Origin of the sequence: Vibrio sp. SCSIO 43140, from assembly GCF_023716585.1 — a bacterium.
Taxonomy (GTDB): domain Bacteria; phylum Pseudomonadota; class Gammaproteobacteria; order Enterobacterales; family Vibrionaceae; genus Vibrio; species Vibrio maritimus_B.
Genome location: NZ_CP071851.1, coordinates 1,991,160 through 2,001,067, shown reverse-complemented (window position 1 = coordinate 2,001,067; position 9,908 = coordinate 1,991,160). Strand labels below are relative to the sequence as shown.

The following is a 9,908-nucleotide window of genomic DNA, read 5'->3' as shown; positions in this document are numbered from 1 at the left end:
CCGCTGCAGAGCGATTCACATTGGCGAAAAAGGGTAGTTTTCTTGATCATCGTTCCGCCTGTTTGTAAAAGAGCGCCAGTGAACGTATTTTCCTTGCGACAAAAACCAATAACAAAAACATGACTCTTTCTTGTTCTAAATGACGAAATCATAAGCAAAATGAGTTACCTTGATCATGCTTTCATGGAAAATGACGCCTATCTTGCTGAGAGGTAAGGCATGATACACACAGCTTTTCTACTTTTTCTGTGGATAACTTGTATCTAGTTCTTGATCATCGATCCGCAGCAATGATGATCACGCTTTCTATACCGTCATGATCATTCATTCGATAGCCTTTGATCATGCTTTCAAAAAATGATGATCATCGTTTCGTTAATGCTATGATCATCCTTCCGAAGTGCGCTCTTGTAAGTATTTTATATATCAACCACTTACAAGAAGAAAATTTTTCAGATCATATGATCACTTAATCATTTAAGATCAGTTTAATCATTAAGATCAGTTTTTTATCTAACAATATAAATAGCGCTTTATTTATGATCTAAATTTCATTACTCTATGGAACAATGTCGATTTTACGGATAGTGTGATCTAGATCCAACCATGAGCAGTGAAGAAAAAATCCAGATCCGATCCCCTAGGGATCACAAAGGCGGACACCTTTTTGAAGTGACGGAAACATCCGTTGATTGGATAGAACAATATCAGCACTTTAAAGGGGTGACCAAAAGCATTCTTGAGCTTTTGAATCTTATTTCACTGCGTGGTTTCAGTTCTAAAGACGGCTATGTATCAACAACCGAGTTAATTGATGCTACCGATGGAAAATTGACTCGAGCGGCCATTCAGCAACGCTTAAGAGCCGCAGTCAATATCGGACTATTTAGCCAGCACGGTGTCAAATTTGAAGAGGGATTAGCTGGAAAGACGATGCTGCATCGCTTTGTTAACCCGAATCAACTTGTGTCCGTTTTGGGCGCTACGAGTTTGGTCACCGAATCGGTGAAACAATCTGAAAAACAGAAGAAATCTAAAGCGTTAGCTCAAACTCAAGTGAACAAACGTTTGCTAAACGAACATGGTTTGTATACGCCACCAGCCATGCGTGACGAAGCAGACCAGTTCGTAGTATCGCCAACAAACTGGGCTGGTATTATCGACCAAGCGCTTGCACCACCTCGCACTCGCAAGAGTTATCAAAAATCCATGGTATCGATCTCAGGGACGAAAGCCGTTATTGAAACTCGCTCGTCAAAAAATATTATGACGGTCGATGATCTGATGACGCTGTTCGCGTTATTTACCCTAACAGTCCAATACCACGATCATCATCATGAAGAGTATCATTTGGACGCCAAACAGGTGCCCAATAAGACACCTTTGTATATCACAGACATACTGTCTCTGCGTGGCAAGAAGGACAGTGGCCCGGCTCGAGACTCTATTCGTGACAGCATTGATCGAATTGAATTTACAGATTTTCAATTACACGAGCTAACAGGTCGTTGGCTTAGTGAAAATATGCCTGAAGGCTTCAAAAGTGATCGTTTTCGATTTTTAGCAAGAACGATCACCGCCTCAGAAGAAGCGCCTCGTGAAGGTGCTGATGGTGAGATCAAGATCAAACCCAATCTCTACATTTTGGTATGGGAGCCATCGTTCTACGAAGAGCTTTTAACAAGAGATTATTTCTTCCTGTTCCCACCAGAGATCCTAAAACAGCATACCTTGGTCTTCCAGTTGTACTCGTACTTCCGTAGCCGTATGGCTCGTCGTCACACAGATTCTTTGCTGCTGTCTGATCTTAATCAGAAGCTTGCGAGGAATATCGAGTGGCGCCGTTTTTCGATGGATCTATTGCGTGAACTAAAAAACCTGGCTGAGAGCGTGACGTCTCCGACTCAATTCGATGTCAATCTTTGGGGCTATCATCTGACATTGAGCTGCATGGATCCTGATGCCAAGTTACCTGACTATCAAGTTGATATCCGCTGTGACGTTGAAGAAGTACTGCGCTACTCTCGCGCCAGGACGACCAATGCGGGTAAACGCAATATGGCGCCCACTCTACCGAACCCACTGCGCAACGAGCTGGTCACACGCAAACAACTGGATGAACTGTCGACGATCATTGATGGCGAGTTTGAGCCGATCCAGCGCAAAGCGCCTTCCCCACGTGGGAATTTGGGACGTCGAGTGAAGCAAAGAAAGCATTTGGTTGAGATCAATGCTGACGAAATTACCATTACGTTATCCAAATATACCTCACCAGAAGCCCTAGAACGCGGTATAACGGCGTTGTCTGCTATGACCGGGCATTCTGTTGCATCTATCAAACAAGAGTGTTCTGAGCTCATGGAGAAGCTTGATTGGCTTCGTGTTGATGGTGATGTCATACCTTATGAAGTTCTAAGCCAGGTCGTTGAGCTGTATAACTCTCGACAAGAAAACAAACACCTGTCTATTGAACGTCTCATTTCCGCATTAGCAGTGCGCAAGAAGGTGTGTAAGCAAGTCTACGAGGGTCATATCGATGAGTCAGTGTTCCGTGTACTTGATGAGGTGTCCGTTTAGTGACAGACACGCTCTGTAATATCTTTTTACATAGCATGCGGGGATTTGTTGGTATTAACACATAACGCTGACAGTCTACTGACATAATGGCCAGGTTCGCTGGCTATTATTTATCCCGAATAGACAACCTTTTGTCCTTTCTAATGAAATAAGTAGATTGGCTCATATTGTTACATTCATTCTGATATATTTTTTGGCGAGTTCTTTTGGACTCGCTTTTTTTTGTCAAAAATTCGTCGATATGAATGCATACGCATTTGGCTGTAAGCCAATGCTGATAAGGGAAAGAGAGAGAAAAGTAGATCTCGATCAAGTTACTTTTTCGAGGCGGAATCCCCTAAATGTAATGCCACAAAAATCGAATTTCAAAGTTTATAAACTCCTTCCCGAGACTTCTGTTTAGAATTTCCATCCCAATCACATTCTGACTCAGTTTTTCTTAACAACAATTTTGTCGTTTGCTACAGATTAGGTGTCCAGACATGGTTCTTTCAGGAGGTAACAATGTCCATTAATTCAATCGACCATGACCAAATGACATCCATTACAAACAAGTGGGATCACTCTGAAGAGATACAAGAGGAAACCCGTCCTGCTAAACAAGCTAAATCAGCGGAAGCAAGACGTCGCATTGAAGCATTACGTGAAATCAGAGAAAGTGGTCTAACCCTCGAAGAAGCAAAAGAGTTGGGGTTAATTCACTAATCAGCGACACGCTGAGATGGAGTAAACAGTAGGGTGGCGTATGCCACCCTTAGTATTTTTGCGCCTTGTACATCCTTCCTAAGTCGACAGTGGCTTTCATTTGAGTTTGAGACTCTAACGGTGATATATTCGGTAGCCTTGCCAACACTAACCGATGAAGAACCATGTCATACAATCTTTCACTGCTTCCCCCTTCAGAAAAAAACAAGGTTGAGCTAGATAAACAGGCTTCCTTTGTCGTTTGGCAAATGAGGGAAGCGAAAGCCGGTCCAGAAGCGATTCGCGAGCAGCTAGAACGAATCCAAGATGAGACTGAGAAGGCATGGTTTGAAGCGTGTGTCGACAAATACAAGAAGATGATGGGTGTGATGTAACAGTCCCATCGTGGCTTAGAATTGAATTGTGGCGACGATTTGCTAAAATCCTCCGCGTTAAATTGAATTAGAGAGAACATCCCAATGGGAAGAAGTTTTGAAGTGCGCAAAGCCTCGATGGCGAAGACACAAGGCGCAAAAATTAAAGTTTATTCCAAGTACGGTAAAGAGATTTACGTTGCTGCTAAAAACGGTGGTGCCGATCCTGAAATGAACTTATCGCTTAAGCACCTGATTGCTAAAGCAAAGAAAGATCAAGTTCCAGCACACGTTATCGATAAAGCGCTAGACAAAGCGAGTGGCGGCGGCGGTGAAGATTACCAGCCAGCACGCTATGAAGGCTTTGGTCCTGGTGGTGTTAGCGTGATCGTTGACTGTCTAACAGACAACGGCAACCGTACGTTCCAAGATGTTCGTCAATGCTTTGTTAAAACAGGCGCGAAAATCGGTAGCCCAGGCACTGTTGCACACATGTTTGATCACCAAGCGGTATTCCAATTCAAGGGTGATGATGAAGAGACAGTACTTGAAGCGCTTATGATGGCAGACGTTGATGTTACTGACATTGAACTTGAAGACGGCGTAATCACAGTATTCGCACCTAACACTGAGTTCTTCAAAGCGAAAACAGCGTTGAACGCAGAATATCCAGATTTAACGCTAGACGTTGAAGAGATCACCTTCGTACCACAGACACATACGGCGATTGCTGGTGAAGATTCTGAGAAGTTTCAGAAGTTCCTAGACATGCTTGATGACTGTGATGATGTACAACAGGTCTATCACAACGCAGAGCAATAATTAGGTTTCACCCCTAATGAATGATTAATAAAGAGCCAACGTATGTTGGCTCTTTTTGGTATCGCTATCTTGGTCAAATTTCCCAGCATCTCCCCTCTACCGAATGTGTTGTTGCTAACACTTTTATCAACTTCTTCTGCACCATGCGCAAGAAATTTCTTACTGTACTAATAGTCAGACAATAGGCTAATAAAGCGGAAAGCTACCTTAATAAAATGGACAGGATAAACACTATGATCAACGGTGGTCACAACGTGTTGGCTCGTCACGATCGCAAGCCAGCAATAGGTGTCATTTTGCCGATGTTGAGCGGTTTTTACATGGGAGAGATCACCAGTACCCTAAGAGCGTATGGTGCCGATAAGGGCGTAAACCTTATCTTTTACCGTGTAGGACACAAACGTGATTTTGATTTACCGTTCGCGTTAGACCATGTCGATGGCTTAATCATAGTACTGCACGCTGCCGCCAATTCTTTGGTAGAGCAAGCGGTAGCAAAGGGTATTCCTGTCGTCTCTATAGCAGCTAGCTACGCTCCTTTGGCTGTAGAATCATTCTCGAGTGACCAAAAAAGTGGCGTATGTGCGTTGTATGACCACCTTACTTCTCTGGGGCATTCTAATATAGGGTTCTGTGGGGATTTGTCGGTTAATGACGTTAGAATGCGATTCAAGGCGTTTCAGGCGCGAGCAGAATCGCATGGTAGGGTCATTGGACGTACGCAAATACTCAACGTTAGCAGTAACGCGCTGCAAGGTGGGCGTGAAGCTTATGAACGTTATTGGAATCACGGTTCACCTTGTACGGCAATTATCTGTGCCACTGACCATATCGCGGTGGGTTTGATGGAGCGGCTTGGCGAAAATGGTATCTCTGTGCCTAAGCAAGTTGCCGTGGTTGGCATTGACAATATCTTCATGGGAGAGAGAACTGAGCCAAAGCTCACCACTGTGGATCAGCAATTAGAGCGTTTATCGATAGCGGCAGCAGAGCGACTAATGGCAAGAATTGCGGGCGCTCCCTACTCTAGTGGCGTTTGTTCGATTGAGCAGTTGATGGTAGTTCGAGACTCTTGTGGTTCGGATTCTTCGTCAACTAATCCTGAGTTTGGTATACGAAAACAGCTACTTAGCCATACTGAGCGATCACCAGCGGAGCTGCATGAGACCTTATATTCTCAAGGTCAATCGGGCTTTTCATCGATTGTGAATGCCAGCTGTTTATTTGACACCTCAGTGGCTTGGGCGGTTTGTGGTGTGAAAGCCAATTCAGAGAGTTGTATTACTGCCCACTCACACACCAATGGACGTCAGCTTTACCATTCTGACCAGGGAATCCACTTCCCTACCGAAGCGTTTCCGCAGAGCTCTTTGTATACCTTTCCAGAAGCCTTTGTTATGACGCTATTGTGTGTGACCGATAGGCATGATCGGCATACTGAAGTGATGGCGGTTGTTGAACCCATCGAAGAGACGCCAGATCTAGCGAAGATCTCTAGCTATAACAACTATTTGGATATGCTAGCGCTGTTTTTGGAGCGTGATCTTCTCCTGCACAGCTCACAGAGTCGAGCGCAAGTATCTACGGATCTGGCTAATCAATTACAAGTTGTCAGCCACTCTTCGAACGATGTGATTTGGGATTGGGATCTGATCTCTGATGAGCTCGTTTGGAGTAGTCGTTGGAATGATATTCTTAAGCTCAGTGACGGAGACTCGACCACGTTGACCAGTCAGTGCTTTTTTGACTTGGTTCATCCGGATGATCTTAGCAAACTTGAAAATCAACTCCTCGCCCATCTTGATATTGAAACGCCATTCAAATCGCAGTTTAGACTGCGCAGAACGGACGGGGTCTACGTTTGGCTCTCTTCTACCGGGCGTGTTATCAAAGATAAATTTGGTCGTCCGGTGCGCTTTTTAGGGGCAATGACGGATATTACAGAGCAAAAACGTTCCGCCGATAAGATTCGCCAGCTTGCCTACCATGATCCGCTCACAGGACTTGCGAATCGACGTATGATGACTGAGCGTTTGAAGGCGCATATTCGCGATAAGAATGAACAGCCGCTCGCCTTGATGTTGATGGATCTCAATCGCTTCAAGTTTGTGAATGATACCTATGGTCACGATGTCGGAGATGCGTTGTTGTTGCACGTATCAAAACAGCTCAATCAAGTGGTACGCAAGAACGACCTCATTGCCCGTTTTGGTGGTGATGAGTTTCTTTTGATGTGTGATGTCGAGACATCAGGTCAAGCCTTAGAGCTTGCTAGTCGCATACTTCGCGCGGTAGAGAAGCCGTTTTGTGTTGGAGATAATGAATTCAACACTCAGGGAAGCCTTGGTATTGCGTTCTATCCATTTGATGCGGTCTCTGCAGAAGAGTTAGTCAAAAAGGCCGATATCGCTATGTATCGCGCTAAGCGCTCTAAGAGTCGCAAGGCGGCCCTTTACGATACCCAACTAGAGCGAGAGAGCCAGCAACTGCTGAGTGTCGAGCAGAAACTTCGACGCGTTCTGGCGAATGATAAACTCGAGGTTTGGTATCAGTCTATACATGATCAAGAGAGCGGGGCTGTGACTGGCTTAGAAGCGCTGGCGCGTTGGCAGGACGAGGATGGTGAATACGTTTCACCACAGCTCTTTATAGGTGTCGCAGAAGAGTCCGGGTTGATCGTGAAGCTCAGTGAGATCGTATTGACCAAGGTGTGTGAAGATCTCGCCGATAAGCGTATAGACAGTGCGTTCTCTGTCTCGATTAATATCAGTTCAAGCCTGTTGTCTCGCCCTCATTTTGCTATCGAGTTCGTACAAAAGATCTTTTCCTATGATCTCTCTCCCGCACAGTTTACTGTCGAGATCACCGAAAGCATCGCTCTTAATGATTTTGAACAGTGTTTGCGGGCATTAAATGCGCTTAAGGCTGCAGGTGTGCGCATCTCGTTGGATGATTTTGGGACAGGCTATTCGTCTTTATCCATGCTCAAACAATTACCACTTGACGAAGTAAAGATAGACCGCAGTTTTATTCGCGACTTGGGCAGTGATTTAGCCCACAATGCCTTAGTGGAGTCAGTAATCACCATGGCTCACGCATTTGGATACGATGTGGTTGCTGAAGGTGTGGAATGCGAGAAACAATACGCGCGATTGAAAGAGATGAACTGCGATATGTATCAAGGGTATTGGTTTGCTAAGCCACAACCTTTATCCGTAGTGAAAACAAAGCGCTTAAGCCACGCCGTATAGACAAAATACGAAAGCATGATCAAGGAATTGCCTTGATCATGCTTTCTAGCCCTTGATGGTTTTAGGCTGGCAGCACCAAGCTGCGAATGCTCTTATCTTTGGCAGTACTGTCAGATTCAACAGCAGCGCGCAAGGCCAGGCTATTAGAAAACTCTTTACCCACGTTTCAGGCCAGTCGGCACTGAATCCCATTTTGTATCCCGAGATGATTCCCGACATCATCAGCGCCATGGCCAATGAGGATAGTAGGGCGGTTAACCAAAACTGTTTTCTACTCATTATCTGTCTCCTTCGGTTGTCTTTTTGATGAGAAAAGTATAAACCTAGTCATATATAGAAAAAATACGGTTATTTAGGATTGTGGATTCCATATTTGGATACATTGATGATGTTTACTTATTCTGCAAGGTTGTAGAGGAAGGCTCTGTATTAAGAGCTGCAGCAAGTTTGGGCTTGCCTCAATCAACGGTATCAAGACGCATCACTTCTCTCGAATCAAAACTCGGTCTGCGCCTTCTAGAGAAGCGTGGGCGTGAGTTAGCTCCGACAGAACTAGGTCGAATGGCCTTTGAACAGCTGAGTAGTGGAATTGAGCAGGTCGAGATAGGGCTGAACAATATTACCGAGAAAACGGATTTAGTGGCGGGTCACGTCCGGTTAGCGGTACCACATAGCTTTTACCACGCATTTATCGCTCCTGTCGTCGAGGAATACTTGAAATCCTATCCCAAGGTGCATGTGGATCTCGCGTTAAACCACGATCAAGCCAAGCCTAAAACGGATCGAGAGCTCCTTATAACCTTCGACACTTCAGAAATGGATGAGTTGATAGCCAGACCCTTGTTTACAGCGAAGCACGGTTTCTTTGCGAGTAAAGAATACCTCAGTTCTAACCCAATTATTGATGATCTCGAAAAGCTCAAACGAGCTGACTGGCTGACGATCGATGATAGTCGCGAGATTGTGGTGTACCAACAAGGAAAAGAGGTAGATACCATAAACCTGAAACCACGATTGATCGTTAACGACATTCAGGCGTTGGTTGATTCGGTTGGTCGAGGTCTAGGTGTGGCTTCACTGCCGCTACGTCACGCGGCAAGCAACTCAAATTTGATTCATATTCTACCTGAGTACTATCGTAGTGACCGCCAAGCCTTTTTGGTGTACAAAGATAGAAAATACCAACCTAAAGCCGTAAAATCCTTGGTGGAAGCGATATTAGCGACCGCTCAAAATATGGATGCGGCGGTAAATCCAAACACAAGCAACAAGGAGCCGACATGAAAGTAAGTTTTATTGGACTGGGCGTTATGGGATACCCGATGGCAGGGCATCTAGTCAAAGCGGGTTTTGACGTCAGCGTTTTTAACCGTACGACAGAGAAAGCGCAGCGCTGGGCCAATGAATACGCAGGTCAATACGCAGAAACTGTTGCTGAGTGTGTGAAAAACGCAGATGTGGTCGCCGTTTGTGTCGGTAACGATGATGATGTGCGTCAGATGACGACGGCAGAGCAAGGTGCTATCGCGGCGATGAAGCAGGGCGCGATTCTCGTTGACCATACCACGACCTCTGCAAGCCTAGCCGAAGAGCTTGGTAAGGCGTGTGAGGAAGCTGGGATTCGCTTTATGGATGCGCCCGTATCCGGTGGCCAAGCTGGTGCAGAGAATGGTGTACTGACTATTATGTGTGGTGGTGATGAAGCCGTATTCAATGACTTACAATCTGTGTTTGATGCGTACGGGAAATCGTCAGTGTTGATGGGTACTGTAGGCCAAGGGCAACGCGCTAAGATGGTAAACCAAGTGTGTATTGCTGGCGTGTTGACGGGTCTGTCCGAAGGTCTATTGCTCGCTCAAAAAAGCGGACTGGATATCCCTGCCCTTGTCGATTGCTTAAAGAATGGTGCCGCAGGTTCTTGGCAGATGGAAAACCGTGCCAAGACCATGGACCAAGACAAATACGACTTTGGCTTTGCGATCGATTGGATGATAAAAGACCTGGGTTTCTGTTTAGATGAAGCGGAAAAGCAAGGCATAACGCTGCCGCTAACAGAGCAGTCCATTGAGCGCTACAAGCAGTTGTCAGCAGATGGGGAAGGGCGCTCAGATACGTCCGTGCTCTTTAAAGCGGTACGACAAGACGCTGAAAAATAATCTTTACAGTGTAAATGGCGAGCGCTGAAGTCGCTCGCCGCTTT

The 9,908-nt window shown here is 45.4% G+C and carries 8 protein-coding genes; 7 read left to right on the top strand and 1 reads right to left on the bottom strand.

The genetic code is table 11. From position 1 onward, the window contains the following. Window positions 1-606: 606 nt before the first annotated feature. The 5 genes from J4N45_RS27170 to J4N45_RS27150 all read left to right on the top strand — a co-directional run bounded on the left by J4N45_RS27170 (window position 607) and on the right by J4N45_RS27150 (window position 7,708). On the top strand, window positions 607-2,577 hold the full coding sequence (locus tag J4N45_RS27170; RefSeq protein WP_234497624.1) for a replication initiator protein RctB domain-containing protein: 1,971 nt from the start codon (window positions 607-609) through the stop codon (window positions 2,575-2,577). A 504-nt stretch (window positions 2,578-3,081) separates the two neighbouring features. Continuing rightward, window positions 3,082-3,282, top strand: coding sequence for a PA3496 family putative envelope integrity protein (locus J4N45_RS27165; RefSeq protein ID WP_042474993.1), 201 nt, complete (start codon window positions 3,082-3,084; stop codon window positions 3,280-3,282). A 164-nt stretch (window positions 3,283-3,446) separates the two neighbouring features. Further along, entirely contained in the window at window positions 3,447-3,656 is a 210-nt protein-coding gene (locus J4N45_RS27160; RefSeq protein ID WP_042474997.1) for a DUF3283 family protein, read from the top strand. A gap of 84 nt (window positions 3,657-3,740) precedes the next feature. Further along, on the top strand, window positions 3,741-4,457 hold the full coding sequence (locus J4N45_RS27155; protein ID WP_252015962.1) for a YebC/PmpR family DNA-binding transcriptional regulator: 717 nt from the start codon (window positions 3,741-3,743) through the stop codon (window positions 4,455-4,457). A 233-nt stretch (window positions 4,458-4,690) separates the two neighbouring features. Beyond that, window positions 4,691-7,708 carry an EAL domain-containing protein gene (locus tag J4N45_RS27150; protein ID WP_252015960.1) on the top strand — a complete coding sequence of 1,006 codons (3,018 nt, stop codon included), beginning with the start codon at window positions 4,691-4,693 and terminating at the stop codon, window positions 7,706-7,708. A gap of 45 nt (window positions 7,709-7,753) precedes the next feature. On the opposite strand, the gene J4N45_RS27145 is transcribed toward J4N45_RS27150, so the two are convergent. Then, the gene (locus J4N45_RS27145) at window positions 7,754-7,987 is read right to left on the bottom strand and encodes a DUF2798 domain-containing protein (RefSeq protein WP_252015959.1); all 234 of its coding nucleotides are present in this window, start codon (window positions 7,985-7,987) and stop codon (window positions 7,754-7,756) included. An 81-nt stretch (window positions 7,988-8,068) separates the two neighbouring features. On the opposite strand from J4N45_RS27145, the gene J4N45_RS27140 reads away from it, so the two are divergent. Both J4N45_RS27140 and J4N45_RS27135 read left to right on the top strand, forming a co-directional pair. Beyond that, entirely contained in the window at window positions 8,069-8,992 is a 924-nt protein-coding gene (locus J4N45_RS27140) for a LysR family transcriptional regulator (RefSeq protein WP_252015957.1), read from the top strand. Continuing rightward, window positions 8,989-9,864 (top strand): NAD(P)-dependent oxidoreductase, encoded by an 876-nt coding sequence (locus J4N45_RS27135; protein WP_252015955.1) that lies wholly within the window; start codon window positions 8,989-8,991, stop codon window positions 9,862-9,864. Before J4N45_RS27140 ends, J4N45_RS27135 begins: the two co-directional genes overlap by 4 nt. Window positions 9,865-9,908: the final 44 nt, after the last annotated feature.

What these genes read in the sequence shown, in the direction of transcription:
- J4N45_RS27170 (WP_234497624.1), top strand. Translation starts at nt 607, where the DNA reads ATGAGCAGTGAAGAAAAAATCCAGATCCGATCCCCTAGGGATCACAAA.
- J4N45_RS27165 (WP_042474993.1), top strand. Translation starts at nt 3,082, where the DNA reads ATGTCCATTAATTCAATCGACCATGACCAAATGACATCCATTACAAAC.
- J4N45_RS27160 (WP_042474997.1), top strand. Translation starts at nt 3,447, where the DNA reads ATGTCATACAATCTTTCACTGCTTCCCCCTTCAGAAAAAAACAAGGTT.
- J4N45_RS27155 (WP_252015962.1), top strand. Translation starts at nt 3,741, where the DNA reads ATGGGAAGAAGTTTTGAAGTGCGCAAAGCCTCGATGGCGAAGACACAA.
- J4N45_RS27150 (WP_252015960.1), top strand. Translation starts at nt 4,691, where the DNA reads ATGATCAACGGTGGTCACAACGTGTTGGCTCGTCACGATCGCAAGCCA.
- J4N45_RS27145 (WP_252015959.1), bottom strand. Translation starts at nt 7,987, where the DNA reads ATGAGTAGAAAACAGTTTTGGTTAACCGCCCTACTATCCTCATTGGCC.
- J4N45_RS27135 (WP_252015955.1), top strand. Translation starts at nt 8,989, where the DNA reads ATGAAAGTAAGTTTTATTGGACTGGGCGTTATGGGATACCCGATGGCA.